Source organism: Streptomyces sp. NPDC059092, assembly GCF_042756365.1.
Classification (GTDB): Bacteria; Actinomycetota; Actinomycetes; order Streptomycetales; family Streptomycetaceae; genus Streptomyces.
In genome coordinates, this window is the sequence record NZ_JBHZEJ010000003.1 from 87688 (window position 1) to 104868 (window position 17181).

Here is a 17181-nt window from a genome sequence, read left to right on the forward strand (position 1 = left end):
CGATTCGGTGGCCCCGCATGACCGTGCCCACTGTGCTGCCCGGCCTTCCCGCCTCTCCCGTGACCGGCGCGTACGCCCGTCTGACCGAGGTGTTCCCCGCGCTGAGCATCCATCAGCTCACCGACAGTGAGCGGCCGCCCGTCGGTGGCGGCTGGGTGGGCGCGGCCGAGCTGGCGGCCGGGGGCCCGGCCCTGGACACGTTCCTCGCCTGGGACGAGACACAGGTGCTGCGCGACTACGGACAGCGGGCCCGGTCCGATGTGATCGCCAGCTTCGCGCTGCACCGGTACGCCTGGCCGGCCTGTCTGCTGATGACCGTGCCGTGGTTCCTGCACCGCCGGGTGCCCCGGATCCCGGTCGGGTCCGTCTCGTTCCAGCGGGCCCTGGGCCGGATGACCGTCCGTGTCCACGAGTTCGCCTGCCTGCCGGACGACCCCGCGGCGCACCTGCTCGGCGCCCGTGTCGTACCGGACGAGAAGGCGCTGCGCGACGAGGTGCGGACGGCCGTCGCCGAGCATCTGGGACCGGTCCTGGAAGGATTCGCCCCACGGATGCGGCGGGGCAGGCGGGCCCTGTGGGGCATGGCGACCGACGAGATCGTCGAAGGGCTCTGGTACGTCGCGCATCTGCTCGGCGAGGAGCGGCGCGCGATGGCGGAGCTGGAGCTGCTGCTACCGGGGGCGACCAAGCCGTACGTCGGTGCGGCGGGCTTCCGTGAGCTGACGGGGTCCGGCGGCGAATCTTTGCCGACCCGTGACCGAGCGAGTTGCTGCCTTTTCTACACGTTGCGCCCCGAGGACACCTGCGTCACCTGTCCCCGTACCTGCGACGACGACCGGGTCAGGAAGCTCAGCGCCAACGCCTGACCCTCCGTCACCCGTGGATTCCACGCCACCCTCAGTAGTGATATTAATCGAACATGACAGCCACCTGCCGAACGGCAGCTCTAGCCGATCGTGCATATTTGTGTGCCACACCACCTCGTTGGTGTTCTCTTGTCCCGAAACGCTCTGAGGGGCACTGCACTTCCGCCAAAATGGCGTCTCAAACGCCCTACTGCGATGCAAGGAACACCGCATGCGACTGACAGACATATCGCTGAACTGGCTGATTCCCGGCGTCGTACTGATCGTCGGAGCCCTGGTGGCGGTGGCGGTGCTCGCCGGTGGCAAGCGCGCCAGGGAGAAGCCGGCCGTCGAGGACTCCTGGGAGCGGAGCGAGGAGCGCCGCAGGCGCAAGGAGGCCATCTACGGCATCGCGTCCTACGCGCTGCTCTTCTGCTGTGCCGCCGTGGCCGCGGCTCTCTCGTTCCACGGCCTGGTCGGCTTCGGCCAGGAGAACCTGAACCTCTCGGGCGGCTGGGAGTACCTCGTCCCGTTCGGTCTCGACGGCGCGGCGATGTTCTGCTCGGTCCTCGCGGTGCGTGAGGCCAGCCACGGCGACGCGGCCCTCGGTTCGCGTCTGCTCGTGTGGACGTTCGCCGGTGCCGCCGCCTGGTTCAACTGGGTGCACGCGCCCACGGGCATCGGTCACGAGGGCGCCCCGCACTTCTTCGCCGGTATGTCCCTCTCGGCCGCGGTGCTCTTCGACCGCGCGCTGAAGCAGACCCGCCGGGCGGCGCTGCGCGAGCAGGGGCTCGTCCCCCGCCCGCTGCCGCAGATCCGGATCGTACGGTGGCTCCGGGCACCGCGCGAGACCTTCGGCGCCTGGTCGCTGATGCTTCTCGAAAACGTGCGCACGCTGGACGAGGCCGTCGACGAGGTACGCGAGGACCGGCGCCAGAAGGAACAGAGCCGTCACCGCAGGCGTGAGCAGGGCAAGTTGGACCGGGCGCAGATCAAGGCGCTCAACCGGCAGCACCGCGCCTGGGGCCGTCCACGCGGCGGCCGTCAGGTCGCCCTGCCCGCCGCGAACTCGGGTTCGCCGGCGGCCGTCGAGGCCGCAGCGGAGCCTGCTATAGGAGAACAACCGCAACTCACCCAGCATTCCCGGCTCTCCCTTCAGGCCGTGAAGGGTACTGAGGCCCGTACGGTGGACCTCACCGCCGAGGACGACACCCAGGCGCTGCCGAGGCTCGACTCCCTGGAGCGCAAGCTCAAGGAGATGGAGCGGCAGTTCGGCTGAGTCCGGACGGCTCGGCGCGTCATCACCGGCGCCGGACACATCAGCACGTGGAACGGCGCCACCAGCACAACCGTCAGTATCAGCAGTACCGGAAGTACCCGTAACACGAGCACGACGCGCACAAGGCTGCGCGGCGCCACCACCCTTCGGACCGGCGTGACGGACAACCGTCACGCCGGTCCGCTGCCGTTCCGCCCTCACCACCCGCTGTGACGGCCTCCGTTCGGGATCCATCCGCTACGCGGCCTCGCCGTCCAGCTCGAACCAGACCACCTTGCCCACCGGCCTCGCCCGTATTCCCCAGTCGTCCGCGAGACTCCGGACCAGCGCCAGCCCCCTGCCGTGCGTGGCGTCGTCGGGGACCGGCCGGTGCGGCTCGGGCGGCGCGGGCAGCGCCGCGACGAAGTCCCGTACCTCCACACGCAGTCGCGAGTCCGCGACGGTCGCCGTGACCACCGCGCCCGTCTCCGTGTGGACCAGCGCGTTCGTCACCAGTTCACTCATCAGCAGCTCGGCCACCGCGGCGGAGTCCCCCTCCCGCCAGTGGCCCAGCATCTCCCGTAAGGCATGCCGCACCTCGGGGACGGCGGCCAGATCGGCGCCCCCCACTCTGCGCCGTAGCCCTCTCATCACTCGGTCCCCCCGCTCGTCACTTCTGGCCCCCACTTCTGACCCCCGCCGGAAATGGCTCTCGTGGCGCATGCGTACAAGAGGTGTATTCCCCTTGCCGGAATGGGCCACTCATGGCGTTCGTCACCCGTTGCCTTCCCGTCCGCGGTACACCACGGCCGGGTGGGTGCGCACGGCGGCCACGGGGAAGTTCTGGGGGGAGCGATCCCGAGGAGCGAGGAGACCCGATGCACGACGACCGCACTCAGGTGGAAGGGCGGCTGGAGCGCGCGCTGCGCCAGTTCATCCGCCCCGCGCAGTACGCGGCGCGGCAGCCGCTGACGCTCGCCGTCTGGCACACGCCGGGCGAACCGGTGCCGGTGGAGCGGGCGCTGCGCGGGGTCTACGCACCCTTCGCGACGGGTACGGAGTGGGGTTCGCCGTGGTCGACGAGCTGGTTCCGGCTGACCGGCACCGTCCCGGAGGGCTGGGCCGGGAGCCGGGTGGAGGCGGTGATCGACCCCGGATTCACCGGTGAGGGGCCCGGGTTCCAGGCCGAGGGGCTGGTGTACGACGCGTCGGGGGTGCCGCTCAAGGGCATCCATCCGCGTAACCGGCACATCCCGGTGGCCGCCCCGGCGGCCGGAGGAGAGCCGGTGGATCTGCTGCTGGAGGCGGCGGCCAACCCGGCCGTGCTGCGTTCCTTCGAGCCGACGCTCCTCGGCGACGTACTGACGGCGGGCGACCGCCCCCTCTACCGGTTCGCGTCGGCCGAACTCGCCGTCCTGGACGAGGAGGTGTGGCATCTCGTCCTGGACATCGAGGTGCTCAGCGAGCTGATGGCCGAGCTGCCGGCCGACCGGTCGAGGCGCCATGAGATCCTGCGCGCCCTGGAGTCCGCCCTGGACGCACTGGACCTGCACGACGTGGCGGGCACGGCGGCCGGGGCGCGCCGGGAGCTGGCGGGCGCGCTGTCGCGGCCCGCGTCGCCGAGCGCGCACCGGATCTCGGCGGCGGGCCACGCCCATATCGACTCGGCGTGGCTGTGGCCGCTGCGCGAGACGGTACGGAAGGCGTCGCGGACGTTCGCCAATGTCACAGCGCTCGCCGGCGACTACCCGGAGCTGGTGTTCGCCTGTTCGCAGGCGCAGCAGTACGCGTGGGTACGGGACAATCAGCCGCACATCTGGCGGCGCATCAAGCAGGCGGTCGAGGACGGGACGTGGGCGCCGGTCGGCTCGATGTGGGTGGAGTCCGACGCGAACATGCCCGGGGGCGAGGCGCTGGCCCGGCAGATCGTGCACGGCAAGCGCTTCTTCCAGGAGGAGCTGGGGGTGGAGACGGAGGAGATCTGGCTGCCGGACTCCTTCGGATACACGGCGGCCTTCCCTCAGTTGGCGCAGTTGGCCGGGGTGAAGTGGTTCCTCACCCAGAAGCTGTCCTGGAACCAGTCGAACCGGATGCCGCACCACACCTTCTGGTGGGAGGGCATCGACGGCACGCGGGTCTTCACCCACTTCCCGCCGGTGGACACGTACAACTCGGAGTTCCACGGTTCCGAACTGGCGCACGCGGAGAAGAACTTCAGGGAGAAGGGCCGCGCCTCCCGCTCCCTGGTGCCGTTCGGCTGGGGGGACGGCGGGGGCGGCCCCACCCGGGAGATGCTGGAGAAGGCGCGGCGGCTGAAGTCCCTGGAGGGCTCGCCCCGCGTGGAGATCGAGCACCCGGCGGCGTTCTTCGCGGCGGCGCGGGAGGAGTACGGGGAGCGGGCGCCGGTCTGGTCGGGCGAGCTGTACCTGGAGCTACACCGGGCGACGTACACCACCCAGGCCAAGACCAAGCAGGGCAACCGGCGCAGTGAACACCTGCTGCGGGAGGCCGAGTTGTGGGCGACGACGGCGGCGCTGCGCGACCACCCGGGCCCGGGGGCGCGGCCGTACGCGTATCCGTACGAGGCGCTGGACCGGATCTGGAAGACGGTCTTGCTGCACCAGTTCCACGACATCCTGCCGGGTTCGTCGATCGCCTGGGTGCACCGGGAGGCGCGGACGACGTACCAGGCGGTACGGGAGGAGCTGGAGGGGATCGTCGCGGACGCGGTGGCGGCGCTGGGCGGGGGCCGGCCCGCGGTGCTGAACGCGGCGCCGTTCGCGCGCCGTGAGCCGGTCGAGTTCGACGCGGCCGACGTACCGGCGTCCGTGCGGGCGCAGTCGCTGACGGGCGGCCGGGTGCTGGCCGCCGCGTTCACCCGGTCGCTGGCGTCGGGGTCGTTCACCGGCGCCCTGGACCGGTCGGGGGTCACCGTGTCGGTGGCCGGGGAGAAAGGGACGGAGAACGGGGCCGGGACCGGGCGTGGGCGTGGGGCCTCGGGTGGGTCGATCACCCTGAGGAACCAGTTGGTGGAGGTGGTGGTCGACGCGGACGGGCTGCTCTCCTCCGTACGCGACCTCGTGGCGCGCCGCGAGGTGCTGGTGCCCGGCGGCCGGGGCAATCTGCTCCAGCTCCACCCCGACCACCCCAATCAGTGGGACGCCTGGGACATCGACCGGCACTACCGGCACCGGCACACCGATCTCGTCGACGCCGAGTCCGTCGAGGTGACGGAGAGGGGCCCGCTGCGGGCATCGGTGCGGGTGGTACGGGCGTTCGGAGCGTCCCGGATCACGCAGGAGATCCGGCTCACGGCGGGCAGCAACCGGATCGACGTCGTCACCGACATCGACTGGCGCGAGTCGGAGAAGGTCCTCAAGGCGGCGTTCCCGCTCGATGTGCACGCCGAACGGTCCACCGCCGAGATCCAGTTCGGCCATGTGCACCGGGCCACGCACGACAACACCGGCTGGGACGCCGCCCGGTTCGAGATCTGCGCCCACCGCTGGCTGCGGGTCGCCGAGCCCGGCTACGGGGTCGCGGTGCTCAACGACTCGACGTACGGGCACGACGTGACGCGGACACCCCACGCGGAAGGCCTCGGTACGACCGTACGGCTGACGCTGCTGCGCGCCCCGCACAGCCCCGACCCGGAGACGGATCAGGGCACGCACCGCTTCCGTTACGCGCTGCTGCCCGGCGCCACGGTGGAGGAGAGCGTGCAGGAGGGGCTGGCGCTCAATCTGCCGCTGCGGGTGGCGGCGGCCCCCGAGCTGGCGCCGCTGGTCGACATCGACAACGCGGCGGTGACCGTGGAGGCGGTCAAGCTCGCCGAGGACCGGAGCGGTGATGTGATCGTACGGCTCTACGAGTCGGCGGGCGGCCGGGCGGACGCCACCCTGCGCGTCGGCTTCCCGGTGCGCGGCGCGCGGGTGACCGACCTGCTGGAACGGCCGCTGCACGACGCGGAGCCGGGCGAGGAGGGGGTGCGGCTGCGGCTGCGGCCGTTCCAGATCCTGACGCTGCGGCTCACCCCGGCGTGAGCCCGCCGGGCCGGCTGCCGGGCTGACGGGCGGCCGGCCTGACGGCGGACGGCGGGGTCAGGGCCGGGGCACGTTCCGCAGGTTGGAGCGGGCCATCTGCACCATCCGGCCCACCCCGCCGTCCAGCACGATCTTGCTCGCGGAGAGGGCGAAGCCCGTCACCATGTCGGCGCTGATCCTCGGCGGGATGGAGAGCGCGTTCGGGTCGGTGACCACGTCCACCAGCGCGGGGCCCCGGTGCTTGAAGGCGTCCTTCAGGGCGCCCGCGAGCTGCCGGGGCTTCTCGACCCGTACACCGTAGGCACCGGCGGCGCGGGCGATCCCGGCGAAGTCGGGGTTGTGGTTGGTCGTGCCGTACGAGGGCAGCCCGGCCACCAGCATCTCCAACTCCACCATGCCGAGGGCCGAGTTGTTGAAGAGGACGACCTTCACCGGCAGATCGTGCTGGACGAGTGTGAGGAAGTCGCCCATCAGCATGGTGAATCCGCCGTCGCCGGACATCGAGACGACCTGCCGGTTCCGGTCGGTGAACTGCGCGCCGATGGCCTGCGGCAGGGCGTTGGCCATCGAGCCGTGGCTGAAGGAGCCGATGACACGGCGGCGCCCGTTGGGTGTCAGATAGCGGGCCGCCCATACGTTGCACATCCCGGTGTCGACGGTGAAAACGGCGTCCTCGTCGGCGAGTTCGTCCAGGACGGAGGCGACGTACTCGGGGTGGATCGGGGTGTGTTTCTCGACCTTGCGGGTGTACGCCTTGATCACGCCCTCCAGCGCGTCGGCGTGCTTCTTCAGCATCTTGTCGAGGAAGCGCCGGTCGGTCTTGGCGCGCACCCGCGGGGTCAGGCAGGTCAGCGTCTCGCGGACGTCGCCCCACACGGCGAGGTCCAGCTTGGAGCGGCGGCCCAGCCGCTCGGGCCTGATGTCGACCTGCGCGATCTTGACATCGTCGGGGAGGAAGGCGTTGTACGGGAAGTCCGTACCGAGGAGCAGCAGCAGATCGCACCCGTGGGTGGCCTCGTAGGCGGCGCCGTAGCCGAGCAGCCCGCTCATGCCGACGTCGTACGGGTTGTCGTACTGGATCCATTCCTTGCCGCGCAGCGCGTGACCGACCGGGGACTTGATCCGCTCGGCGAACTCCATCACCTGGGCGTGCGCCCCGGCCGTGCCGCTGCCGCAGAAGAGCGTGACCCGGTCCGCCTCGTCGATCATGCGGACGAGCTTCTCGATCTCCGCGTCACCGGGGCGTACGGAGGGCCGTGAGGTGACGAGGGCGTGCTCCACCGCCTTCTCCGGGGCGGGCGAGGAGGCGATGTCGCCGGGCAGGGTGACGACGCTGACGCCGCTGCGGCCGATGGCGTGCTGGATCGCCGTCTGGAGCAGCCGGGGCATCTGCTGGGGGCTGGAGATCATCTCGTTGTAGTGGCTGCACTCGTTGAACAGCCGCTCGGGGTGGGTCTCCTGGAAGTAGCCGAGGCCGATCTCGGCGGAGGGGATGTGGGAGGCGAGGGCGAGGACGGGGGCCATGGAGCGGTGCGCGTCGTACAGGCCGTTGATGAGGTGCAGGTTGCCGGGGCCGCAGGAGCCCGCGCAGGCGGCCAGCCGGCCGGTGATCTGGGCCTCGGCGCCGGCCGCGAAGGCGGCGGTCTCCTCGTGCCGGACCTGGATCCAGTCGATGGCGGGGGTGCGGCGGATGGCGTCGACGACGGGGTTGAGGCTGTCGCCGACGACTCCGTACAGCCGCTGGACGCCCGCTCTGACGAGGATGTCGACGAACTGTTCCGCCACGTTCTGCTTGGCCATGGGTCCGCGCCCTCTCCGGTGACGGGCAGGACGGCCGGCCCGTCCTGCGGTCTCCATCAACCCACGGCGGGGCCGGTCGCGCATGCCCAGCCACGTCCGCCGGACGGGCGGGGGCGGCGCGTGTCATGCCTCCGCTGTCATGCCTCTTCTGTCATACGTCCCGCGTGATACGTCCCGCGTCGTACGTCCCGCGTCATGCCTCCCAGACGCCGACCGCCGTACGGTCGTCGGCGTAGCCCTTCACCCTGAGCGCGGTGTCCGCGAGGAAGTCGGCCAGCCCCGGTGGTTCCGGCGCCGCCCAGCGTCCGGCCAGTTCCCCGGCGAGCGCGGGCTCCCCGCGCAGCGGCTCGGCCAGCCCCGCGCTGCACAGCAGGAACGTGTCGCCCGGCCGGCCGACGGACGCCCGGAAGCGGAACGGCTCGGGTGGTGGCGGGAGCGGACCCTCGATGTACGGGACGTGGGCCTTCGTGATCTCCAGGTCCATGGTGGTCCGGTCGTCCTCGGGGGTCTCGGCGGCGGCATGGGCGGGAGCGTCGGCGGTGACCGGGGGCTCCAGGTCCTGCCAGCCGCCGCCCCTGAGCCGGAAGAGGCCGCCGGCGCCGACCCCGAAGAACACCCGGGTCCGGCAGTCGGGGTCGGCGGGGAGCAGCAGACAGCGCAGGCTCGCGGTGTACTCCTCCGGCGCCAGGCCCAGTTCGGCGGCGCGCGCCCGGAGCTTGCCGAACCCCCGGTCGGTGAGCCGGTGCAGACCGGATTTGAGCGCGTCCCTGCGGTCGGCCCTGATGTCCTCGGAGAGCTTGCCGTGACTGCGCCCGACGGCGCCGCCGATCCAGTGACACACGTCGCCGGCGGCCCGGTGCGCGCCCTCGGCCGCGCGGGCGCCGCCGGCGACGGCGACGAGGACGAGCGCACCGGGTCCTGCCCCGAACCGGGCGGTGAGCAGCGCGTCGTGCCGGGGTTCGCCCCGGTGCCGCGCGGAGTCGCCCCGTACGGACACGGCCCGCAGCGTGTACGTCCCGTAGGAGGCACCGTCGAGGACGGTGTCGGCGACGAGTTCGTCCAGCCGGTCGGGGTGGGCGGCGGGCAGGGTGGCGGGCTCGGGATCGTAGGTGGGCGGCCGGTCGCCGAGATGGGTGACCCGCGCGCGGTCCGGGGCGGGGGCGCTGCCCGGCACTGACCGTGGATCGGGGACGGCGCGCGGACCGGACGCGGACGCGGGTGCCGGTACGGGTACGGGTGAGGCCGAAGGGACGGCCGGGGCAGACGGCACGAACGGGGCGGCCGGGGCAGACGGCGTGGAGGGGGCCGGAGGCGGTGAAGGCTTCGGGGCCGGAGGCGGCGGTGCCGCGTCCCGCGCGTCCGTCCTCGGCAGTGGCCCGGCGTCGCCGGGCGTGTACGGGGCCGCCGGGGGCGCCGTGTACGGGGCCGCCGGGGGCGCCTGCTCCCGCCAGGCGGGTGGCCGCGCCCCCGGGCCCCCGTCGCGCGGATCGACGGGGCGGTCGGCGGCCCCGTCCGCGTTCACCGTGCCCGCCGCCGAGTCGAAGCGGTCGTCGAGCGTGTCCCCGGACTTCACGGCCGGGCCCGTGTCCAACGCGGACGCGTCGTACAGGCGGGTCCACCAGTCGTCCGCGCTCGGCCGCTCCCCCTGCTCGCTCATGTCCCTTATTGTCGACCGCTCCCGGGGAGCGAAAACGGGCATGGCGAAAAAATGAGTCCGCCGGGCGACCCCACCCCCCACGGGAAGGACGCCCGGCGAACGGTCACAGATCCAGCGCGGGCGGATACGCGGGCGCCGGGCCGCGCGCATCGCTCTCCCGAGCACAACCCGGCCGAAGAGGCACAGAGGCATATGACCGGGACTGTTGCTGCTGTGATGGCGCCACCATGACAGAGTGCCGGGGCCGGCAGGGGATGATGGGCACGGCGGGTTTACGCCGTGGCCGGTATCCGCCACGGCGGGCCGGGGTACGGACGCGTCCGAGGACGTCGCGCGAGGTGAACGGGGAGGGCCGGGCAGGGTGCTGGGAGCCATAGGACTTGACGAGAGACACGAGGCCGCTTATCGGGCGCTGGTGGCGATCGGAGCCGCCGAGGTCGCGGATCTGGCGCACCGGCTCGCCCTCCCCGAACCGGACACCGAACGGGCGCTGCGCAGGCTGGAGCGGCAGGGCCTGGCCGCCCAGTCCTCCTCCCGGGCGGGCCGGTGGGTCGCCGCGCCGCCGGCCGTCGCGCTGGGCGCGCTGCTGACCCAGCACCGTCATCAGCTCGAACAGGCGGAGCTGGCGGCGGTGCTGCTCGCCGAGGAGTACCGCGCGGAGGCGGCCGAGCCCGCCGTGCACGATCTGATCGAGGTGGTGACGGGCGCCAGCGCCGTGGCCCATCGTTTCCTCCAGCTCCAGCTCGGCGCCACGGAGGAGGTCTGCGCCCTGGTCACGGGGCAGCCCGTCGCCGTGACGGGCCGGGAGAACGAGGCCGAGGACCGCGCGGCGAGCCGGGGCGTCGCCTACCGGGTGGTGATCGAGCGCGAGGTGCTCACCCAGCCCACCGGGCTCACCGAACTGGCCGCCGCGCTCGGCCGGCAGGAGCGGGTCCGGGTCACCGAGCGGGTGCCGACGAAGCTGGTGGTCGCGGACCGCGCGCTGGCGATGGTGCCGCTGACGGGCCGCGGCGTCGGCCCCGCAGCGCTGGTGGTGCACGCCAGCGGGCTGCTGGAGTCTCTGATGGGGCTCTTCGAGGCGGTGTGGCGCGAGGGGCTGCCGCTGCGGCTGGGGACGGGCGGTGCGGTACGGGAGGACGGCCCGCCAGGACCGGACCCCACCGACCTGGAGATCCTGTCGCTGCTGCTCGCCGGGCTGACGGACGCGAGCGTCGCCAAACAGCTCGACCTGGGACTGCGGACCGTACAGCGCCGGGTGAAGGGGCTGATGGAGCTGAGCGGGGTGACGACCCGGCTCCAGCTCGGCTGGCACGCGTACGAGCGGGGCTGGGTGGCCCGCGGCCCCGCGGCCTGAACCCGCCGCACCGGCGCGGAGGCGACCTGCGGGAACGGGCGGCGTCCTGCACAGTTGGCGGATGGAAGTGTGGCAGCTCGTGCTGGTCGCCCTGGTCATGCTGCTCGGTCTGCTCGGCGTACTCGTCCCCGGTGTGCCGGGACAGGCGATCGTGTGGGCCGCCGTGCTCTGGTGGGCGCTGACCGACACCACCCGCCCCGCCTGGGCCCTGCTGATCGGCGCGACGGCACTCCTGCTGCTCAACCAGGCGCTCCGGCCGCTCCTGCCGGCCCGCCGGCCCCGCGGCGCGGGGGTGCCGCGGGGCACGGTGCTGACCGGCGGCGTCGCGGGCATCGTGGGGTTCTTCGTGGTGCCGGTGGTGGGCGGGATCGTGGGGTTCGTCGGGGGGATCTACGGCGCGGAACGGGTACGGCTGGGCAGCCACCGGGACGGCTGGGCGTCGACCCGTACGGTCATGCGGACGGCGGGGGCGTCCCTGCTGGTGGAGCTGTTCTCGTGTCTGCTGGTGGTGGGGGCGTGGCTGGGCGTGGTGCTGACCCGGGGCTGAAAGCTGCCGACCGGGGCTGAAAGCCTGGTCGTACGACCGCCACCGGACCAGGACCGGTGCGGCGGCCCCGTACCCCGTGTGAGGGTGGGGCATGACCGAATTCAGCGAGGCCGAACGCGCGTATCTGCGGACCCAGCGGCTGGGCCGGATGGCGACCGTCGATCCTCAGGGGCAGCCACAGGCCAATCCGGTCGGCTTCTTCCCGCAGGACGACGGGACGATCCTGATCGGTGGTTTCTCCCTCGGTACGACGAAGAAGTGGCGCAATCTCCAGGCCAATCCCCGGGTCGCCCTGGTCGTCGACGACATCGTGAGCACGACGCCGTGGACGGTGCGCGGGGTCGACATCCGGGGCGAGGCGGAGCTGCTGACGGGCCCTCATGACCTCGGCCCGCACTTCAGCGAGGAGCTGATCCGTATCCATCCGCGCAAGATCCACAGTTGGGGTCTCGGCTGACCGGCGCCGCGGTCTCCCGCCGCCGGCGGGCCACGCGCAGGTGGGCCGCCGCGTAGGACCGCCACGGCCGCCACGCCTCCTCGTCGCGCTCCCCCTCGGGCGCCACGTCGGGGTCGCCGAGGGCCCGCGTCCGGATCAGCGCGGCGGTCGCGGGGGTGAGCCCGGGGACGGCCAGGAGCGCCTGTTCGGCCGCGTCCCGGTCGGCCCCCGCGTCGAGCCGTACGGCGCCGTCGGCGAGCGCGGTCGCGAGGGGGCCCGCCACCGGGTCGTCGCGCAGCGCGCCGGGCCCGGGAAAGAGCCGGGTGAGCCCGCCGCACGGCTGCTCCAGCACCTCCCCGTACGTCTCCACGGCCCGCGCGGCGCCGGCGTCCCCGAGGAGCGCGCGCAGCGCGTACTCCACCGGATCCGCCGCGCCGGGCGAGCGCAGCCCGGGGCGCGCCGCGACGAGCGGGGCGAGGCAGGGGTCGGCACCGAGCCGTTCGTCCACGGCGTACGGGTCGGCGTCAAGGTCGAAGAGCCGGCGCAGCCGCTGTACGGCGGTGGTGAGGTCGCGCAGTTCGGTGAGGTGGATACGCGCCTCCAGCCAGCCGTTGGCGGGCCGCCTGCCCGCGTCGCCACCGGCGGGACGGGCCTCGTCGACGGCGACGACGCCGGGGCCGTGGGGCAGCCGCAGCGTACGGCGGTAGGTGCGGGCGCCGGGCGCTCCCGTGACCTCTTCCACGGTCGGCAGGGCCTCCAGGGCGAGCAGGTCGAAGAGGTCGGCGGCGGCGTACGGGCCGCGGTGGGCGAGCCGGAGGGGGATCCCGGCGGGGGCGGGTCCCCCGGCGTTCCCGGGCGCCGCGCGGGCGTTCCTCCGGGCGCCCGTTCCCGTACCGGATTCGGTACGGAGCGCGCTGGGTGTACGGGCGTAGATCTGCCGGATCGTGTCGTTGAACTGGCGCACGCTGGCGAACCCGGCCGCGAACGCGATCTCCGTGACGGGCAGGCCGGTCGTCTGGAGCAGGACCCGGGCGGTGTGCGCGCGCTGGGCGCGGGCGAGGGCGACGGGTCCGGCGCCCAGTTCGGCGGTGAGCTGGCGCTGGATCTGCCGGGTGCTGTAGCCGAGCCGTCCGGCGAGCCCCGGTACGCCTTCCCGGTCCACGATCCCGTCCCCGATCATGCGCATCGCGCGGCCGACGACATCGGCGCGCACGTTCCACTCCGCCGACCCGGGCACGGCGTCCGGCCTGCACCGGCGGCAGGCCCGGAAGCCGTGGCCCTGGGCGGCGGCGGCGGTCGGGTAGAAGCGGACGTTCTCGCGCTTGGGGGTGACGGCGGGGCAGCTCGGCCGGCAGTAGATGCCGGTGGTCTCGACGGCGAAGAAGAACGCGCCGTCGAACCGGGCGTCGCGGCTGGCGACCGCCTCGTACCTGGTCCCTTCTCCGGCCTCGTACCTGGTCTTTTCCGTGGTCTCGTACCTGGTCTTCTCCCTGGCCTCTTCGTCCGTCACGAGTCCAGTGTGCGGCAGCCGGGACGAGCGTACTCGCGGTTTTCGGACACCACATCCGTCCGTCCGCCGCCCGCCCCGGTCACCCTCGCGTGCGGCTCAGCGGATCCGGCCGCGCTTGGCCTCCATGGCCGCGCGCCCCTCCGCGCCCTTGCGCTTCCAGTCGCGCCGGATCTCACCGCGCAGCCGGGCGTCGGTCTTGGCGACGATGCGCTGGTTCTCCCGCAGCAGCTTGCGGTAGCTGTCCAGCCGCCGCACGGGCAGCGCGCCGTCCTCGACCGCGGCGAGCACGGCGCATCCGGGCTCGGCCGTGTGGGCGCAGTCCTGGAAGCGGCACCCTCGTGCCAGGCCCTCGATGTCCGAGAACACCTGGTTGACCCCGGTCACGGCGTCCCACAGCCCGACGCCGCGCAGCCCGGGGGTGTCGATGAGGGCGCCGCCCCCGGGCAGGACGAGGAGGTTGCGGGTCGTGGTGGTGTGCCGGCCCTTGCCGTCCACGTCACGCGCGGCCCGCACCTCCATCACCGCTTCCCCGAGCAGGGCGTTGGCGAGCGTCGACTTCCCGGCCCCGGACACACCGAGCAGCACGCTCGTACCGCCCGACAGCACGGCGGACAGGACCTCGATCCCCTCCCCCGTCTCCGAGCTGACGGCGAGCACCTGCACCCCGGGGGCGGCGGTCTGGACGTCCTCGACGAGATGGGCCCGTACGGCGGGGTCGTCGACGAGGTCGGCCTTGGTGAGCACGATGAGCGGGAGGGCGCCGCTCTCCCAGCCGAGGGCGAGGAACCGTTCGACCCGGCCCAGGTCGAGTTCGACCGCCAGGGAGATCGCGATGATCGCGTGATCGACGTTGGCGGCGAGGATCTGCCCCTCGGACCGCTTGGAGGAGGTGGACCGTACGAAGGCGGTACGGCGCGGCAGGTACTCCCGGACGAACCGGGGGTCACCGTCCGGGTCGACGACCGCCCAGTCACCGGTGCAGACGACCCGCAGCGGGTCGTGCGGGGTGACGAAGGCCGTATCGGCCCGGACGACCCCCTCGGTGGTGGCCACGTCGCACCGGCCGCGGTCGACCCGTACGACCCGGCCGGGCAGCAGACCCCGCTCGGCGTACGGGGCGAACTCCGCGGCCCAGCCCGCGTCCCAGCCGTACGGGGTGAGCGGGTGTGTGACGGACGGACTCCCGGAAGAGCCTGCCGTGAGCGAAGAGACGGAAGAGGTGAGGAAAGACAAGGGAAACCCTTCGAGGGGTGGCCCCGGCACGCCCGCGCGGGCGTGGAAAGAGAAGGAGAGTCAGCCGGAGACCACAGGGATGAGGAAGATGATCTTCTGAACCTGGGCAGCGCCCAGCACCGTGACAGTCATCAATGTCCTCACCTCCTGGTCGCTCTCCGTGCGCGCGCCTGGCGCGCTCAACGGCTGACGCGGTCACTGTAACCGGCCCCCGGAACACGGCGCGAGGTATTTTCCGCGCCGTGTCCCGGGTCTCTTCGGCCGGTGGTGCTACTTGGCGTCAGGGGCGAGCGTCGCCAGTGCCTGCGCCCAGCGGGCGTACTTCAGGTTGGCCAGATCTGCCACTGTCTTGACGCCGAACGCCTCGTCAAGAAGCTTGCCCTGGCGGTCCGAGACCCCCTTCAGTGCGGAGACCGGCGCGTCGAGCACGGCGGGCAGGTCCTTGTCCGCCCACGCCTTGTCCAACACCTTGTCGAGGTCGATCTGGGCCACTGCTGCCTCCTGGAGTACGTGGTGCCCCCGCCGCTGCGGCGGGTGGCCGCGGGTACGGCCGGAGGCTGAACGGCCGCACAAGGTAAAGAGGTTCCCAAGGAGCCGGTCATGCGATCGCTTCCGGCCATCGGGCGCACACCCTCGGTGGCGGCGTTTGCCGGTGGGGCGCGCCGGACGCACGCTGGAGTCATGGCTCCTTCCGTTCCCGCGCGGGACGAGCGCGGCGAGGGCACGCTGCTCAGTGGCTGGGCCGTCGGTGCCCCCGGCCCGGTCCGTACGGGCCCGCTGGTACGGGTGCGCCGCCCCGCCCCGGTGCCGGGCCCGGGTGAACTGCTGCTGCGCGTCGAGGCGTGCGGTGTGTGCCGTACGGATCTGCACCTCGCCGAGGGCGATCTCGCCCCGCACCGCCCGGCCACCGTGCCGGGGCACGAGATCGTCGGCCGGGTGGTGGCCGTGGGCGACGGGGTGGCCGTGTTCCGTACCGGTGACCGGGCCGGCGGGGCGTGGCTGCGGTCGACCTGCGGGGAGTGCCGGTGGTGCCGGTCCGGGCGGGAGAACCTCTGCCCCCGGTCCGCGTACACGGGGTGGGACGCGGACGGTGGCTTCGCCGACCTCGCCATCGTCCCCGAGGCGTTCGCCTACCGGCTGCCGGAGGACCGTGACGCCGCCTCGCTGGCGCCGCTGCTCTGCGCGGGGATCATCGGCTACCGGTCGCTGCGGCGCAGCGCGCTCCCTCCTGGCGGGCGGCTGGGCATCTACGGATTCGGCGCCTCCGCGCATCTGGCCGCCCAGGTGGCGCTGGCCGAGGGCGCCACCGTCCATGTGCTGACCCGGTCGTCGCGGGCGCGGGCGCTCGCCCTGGATCTCGGCGCCGCCTCCGCCGGCGGAGCCTACGATCCGCCGCCGGAGCCGCTGGACTCGGCGGTCCTCTTCGCCCCGGTGGGCGATCTGGTGCCGGTGGCACTGGCGGCGCTGGACCGGGCGGGCACGCTCGCCGTCGCGGGGATCCATCTCTCCGACATTCCCGTGCTGAACTATCAGCGCCATCTCTTCCAGGAGCGCGAGTTGCGCAGCGTCACCTCCAACACCCGGCGGGACGGCCGCGACTTCCTGGCGGTGGCCGACCGTATCGGCATCCGTGTCACGGTCTCCCCGTACCCCTTCGACCACGCGGACCGGGCACTGGCCGATCTCGCGGCCGACCGGGTGAACGGCGCCGCCGTGCTCGTGGCCGGCTGACGGCGCCCGGTCAGTTCCGTTCGGTGCGGTTCCGTTCGGTGTGCCGGTCCCGCTCGTGGAGGTAGCGGCCGGTCTCGGCGGACGCGTGGAGCATGGCGAGGGCGCGGGTGTGGAGGCGGTCGCGGCGTTCGGCGATCGCGGACGCGGCCGAGGCGGGTGAGGTGGTGTCGCGCAGTTCGACGAGGAGCGGCGCGATCTGCGTGAGGAGATATCCGCCGCGCCGTAGCTGGTGGACGATGTGGGCGTCCCGGATGTCGTCCGGGGTGTAGGCGCGGTAGCCGGTGGCGGGATCCCGGCCCGGGTGCAGCAGGCCGGCCCGCTCCCACCGGCGCAGGGTGGCCGGGCGGAGGCGGAGCCGGTGGGCCAAGGCGCTGACGGTGGTGGGGCGGTGGGCCGGCCGTTCGTCGGGGACGTGCGTCAGCTCCGTGAGCGCACGCTCGATCGCGTCCAAGGTCTGTCGGTCGGTGAGCAGTTCGGCGTGGCCCCGGTCGATGACGGTGAGCGCCTCGACGGTCCGGTCCGCGTTGAGCAGCGTCATGATCGAGCGGGCGGCGGCGTGGCCGTGGGCGGGGATCAGGGCGAGGAAAGCGCGCAGCGCGGCGGCGTGCTCGCCGGTGTAGCGCCGGTAGCCCGAGGGGGTGCGCTCGGCGGCGGGCAGGATGCCGGCCGCCTCGTAGTTGCGGACCGCCTGACCGGACAGTCCGTACGGTCGCGCCAGGTCCACGGGCCTCATGAATTCCCCTCCAGGTGTCGCACCGTTTGAAGGT

14 protein-coding genes are annotated in these 17181 nt (G+C 72.9%); 7 read left to right on the forward strand and 7 right to left on the reverse strand.

Annotation, left to right across the window (positions count from 1 at the left end; genetic code table 11):
* Positions 1 to 17: 17 nt before the first annotated feature.
* Both ACFXPL_RS02970 and ACFXPL_RS02975 read left to right on the forward strand, forming a co-directional pair.
* Positions 18 to 866, forward strand: coding sequence for a (2Fe-2S)-binding protein (locus ACFXPL_RS02970; protein ID WP_384911451.1), 849 nt, complete (start codon positions 18 to 20; stop codon positions 864 to 866).
* A gap of 211 nt (positions 867 to 1077) precedes the next feature.
* The gene (locus ACFXPL_RS02975; protein ID WP_384911454.1) at positions 1078 to 2124 is read left to right on the forward strand and encodes a DUF2637 domain-containing protein; all 1047 of its coding nucleotides are present in this window, start codon (positions 1078 to 1080) and stop codon (positions 2122 to 2124) included.
* A gap of 237 nt (positions 2125 to 2361) precedes the next feature.
* Here ACFXPL_RS02975 and ACFXPL_RS02980 read toward each other — a convergent pair whose 3' ends face one another.
* On the reverse strand, positions 2362 to 2754 hold the full coding sequence (locus ACFXPL_RS02980; RefSeq protein ID WP_384911457.1) for an ATP-binding protein: 393 nt from the start codon (positions 2752 to 2754) through the stop codon (positions 2362 to 2364).
* Between the two features lie 227 nt (positions 2755 to 2981).
* Between ACFXPL_RS02980 and ACFXPL_RS02985 the strand changes: the two genes are divergently transcribed.
* The gene (locus tag ACFXPL_RS02985; protein WP_384911460.1) at positions 2982 to 6146 is read left to right on the forward strand and encodes an alpha-mannosidase; all 3165 of its coding nucleotides are present in this window, start codon (positions 2982 to 2984) and stop codon (positions 6144 to 6146) included.
* Between the two features lie 57 nt (positions 6147 to 6203).
* On the opposite strand, the gene ACFXPL_RS02990 is transcribed toward ACFXPL_RS02985, so the two are convergent.
* Both ACFXPL_RS02990 and ACFXPL_RS02995 read right to left on the reverse strand, forming a co-directional pair.
* The gene (locus ACFXPL_RS02990; protein WP_384911463.1) at positions 6204 to 7946 is read right to left on the reverse strand and encodes a pyruvate dehydrogenase; all 1743 of its coding nucleotides are present in this window, start codon (positions 7944 to 7946) and stop codon (positions 6204 to 6206) included.
* Between the two features lie 193 nt (positions 7947 to 8139).
* Positions 8140 to 9603, reverse strand: coding sequence for a protein phosphatase 2C domain-containing protein (locus ACFXPL_RS02995; RefSeq protein WP_384911466.1), 1464 nt, complete (start codon positions 9601 to 9603; stop codon positions 8140 to 8142).
* 361 nt (positions 9604 to 9964) lie between these two features.
* Here ACFXPL_RS02995 and ACFXPL_RS03000 point away from each other — a divergent pair, with 361 nt between their 5' ends.
* The 3 genes from ACFXPL_RS03000 to ACFXPL_RS03010 all read left to right on the forward strand — a co-directional run bounded on the left by ACFXPL_RS03000 (position 9965) and on the right by ACFXPL_RS03010 (position 11961).
* Entirely contained in the window at positions 9965 to 10957 is a 993-nt protein-coding gene (locus tag ACFXPL_RS03000) for a helix-turn-helix domain-containing protein (protein WP_384911469.1), read from the forward strand.
* Positions 10958 to 11018: 61 nt separating this feature from the next.
* Positions 11019 to 11504, forward strand: coding sequence for a DUF456 domain-containing protein (locus ACFXPL_RS03005; protein WP_384911472.1), 486 nt, complete (start codon positions 11019 to 11021; stop codon positions 11502 to 11504).
* A 91-nt stretch (positions 11505 to 11595) separates the two neighbouring features.
* A complete protein-coding gene (locus ACFXPL_RS03010) occupies positions 11596 to 11961 on the forward strand; it encodes a PPOX class F420-dependent oxidoreductase (protein ID WP_384911474.1) in 366 nt (121 codons plus the stop codon).
* Here ACFXPL_RS03010 and ACFXPL_RS03015 read toward each other — a convergent pair.
* The 3 genes from ACFXPL_RS03015 to ACFXPL_RS03025 all read right to left on the reverse strand — a co-directional run bounded on the left by ACFXPL_RS03015 (position 11903) and on the right by ACFXPL_RS03025 (position 15175).
* A complete protein-coding gene (locus tag ACFXPL_RS03015) occupies positions 11903 to 13450 on the reverse strand; it encodes a bifunctional transcriptional activator/DNA repair enzyme AdaA (protein ID WP_384911477.1) in 1548 nt (515 codons plus the stop codon). The genes ACFXPL_RS03010 and ACFXPL_RS03015 overlap by 59 nt on opposite strands.
* Before the next feature lie 96 nt (positions 13451 to 13546).
* On the reverse strand, positions 13547 to 14683 hold the full coding sequence (gene rsgA / locus ACFXPL_RS03020) for a ribosome small subunit-dependent GTPase A (RefSeq protein WP_384911480.1): 1137 nt from the start codon (positions 14681 to 14683) through the stop codon (positions 13547 to 13549).
* A gap of 270 nt (positions 14684 to 14953) precedes the next feature.
* Positions 14954 to 15175: a hypothetical protein gene (locus ACFXPL_RS03025; protein WP_384911821.1), complete on the reverse strand. Its 222-nt coding sequence runs from the start codon at positions 15173 to 15175 to the stop codon at positions 14954 to 14956.
* Between the two features lie 189 nt (positions 15176 to 15364).
* On the opposite strand from ACFXPL_RS03025, the gene ACFXPL_RS03030 reads away from it, so the two are divergent.
* Positions 15365 to 16414 (forward strand): zinc-binding alcohol dehydrogenase family protein, encoded by a 1050-nt coding sequence (locus tag ACFXPL_RS03030; protein WP_384911483.1) that lies wholly within the window; start codon positions 15365 to 15367, stop codon positions 16412 to 16414.
* 10 nt (positions 16415 to 16424) lie between these two features.
* Here the strand turns inward: ACFXPL_RS03030 and ACFXPL_RS03035 are convergent, their stop codons facing one another.
* A complete protein-coding gene (locus tag ACFXPL_RS03035) occupies positions 16425 to 17147 on the reverse strand; it encodes a MerR family transcriptional regulator (protein WP_384911485.1) in 723 nt (240 codons plus the stop codon).
* Positions 17148 to 17181: the final 34 nt, after the last annotated feature.

What these genes read in the sequence shown, in the direction of transcription:
- ACFXPL_RS02970 (WP_384911451.1), top strand. Translation starts at nt 18, where the DNA reads ATGACCGTGCCCACTGTGCTGCCCGGCCTTCCCGCCTCTCCCGTGACC.
- ACFXPL_RS02975 (WP_384911454.1), top strand. Translation starts at nt 1,078, where the DNA reads ATGCGACTGACAGACATATCGCTGAACTGGCTGATTCCCGGCGTCGTA.
- ACFXPL_RS02980 (WP_384911457.1), bottom strand. Translation starts at nt 2,754, where the DNA reads ATGAGAGGGCTACGGCGCAGAGTGGGGGGCGCCGATCTGGCCGCCGTC.
- ACFXPL_RS02985 (WP_384911460.1), top strand. Translation starts at nt 2,982, where the DNA reads ATGCACGACGACCGCACTCAGGTGGAAGGGCGGCTGGAGCGCGCGCTG.
- ACFXPL_RS02990 (WP_384911463.1), bottom strand. Translation starts at nt 7,946, where the DNA reads ATGGCCAAGCAGAACGTGGCGGAACAGTTCGTCGACATCCTCGTCAGA.
- ACFXPL_RS02995 (WP_384911466.1), bottom strand. Translation starts at nt 9,603, where the DNA reads ATGAGCGAGCAGGGGGAGCGGCCGAGCGCGGACGACTGGTGGACCCGC.
- ACFXPL_RS03005 (WP_384911472.1), top strand. Translation starts at nt 11,019, where the DNA reads ATGGAAGTGTGGCAGCTCGTGCTGGTCGCCCTGGTCATGCTGCTCGGT.
- ACFXPL_RS03010 (WP_384911474.1), top strand. Translation starts at nt 11,596, where the DNA reads ATGACCGAATTCAGCGAGGCCGAACGCGCGTATCTGCGGACCCAGCGG.
- ACFXPL_RS03030 (WP_384911483.1), top strand. Translation starts at nt 15,365, where the DNA reads ATGGCTCCTTCCGTTCCCGCGCGGGACGAGCGCGGCGAGGGCACGCTG.
- ACFXPL_RS03035 (WP_384911485.1), bottom strand. Translation starts at nt 17,147, where the DNA reads ATGAGGCCCGTGGACCTGGCGCGACCGTACGGACTGTCCGGTCAGGCG.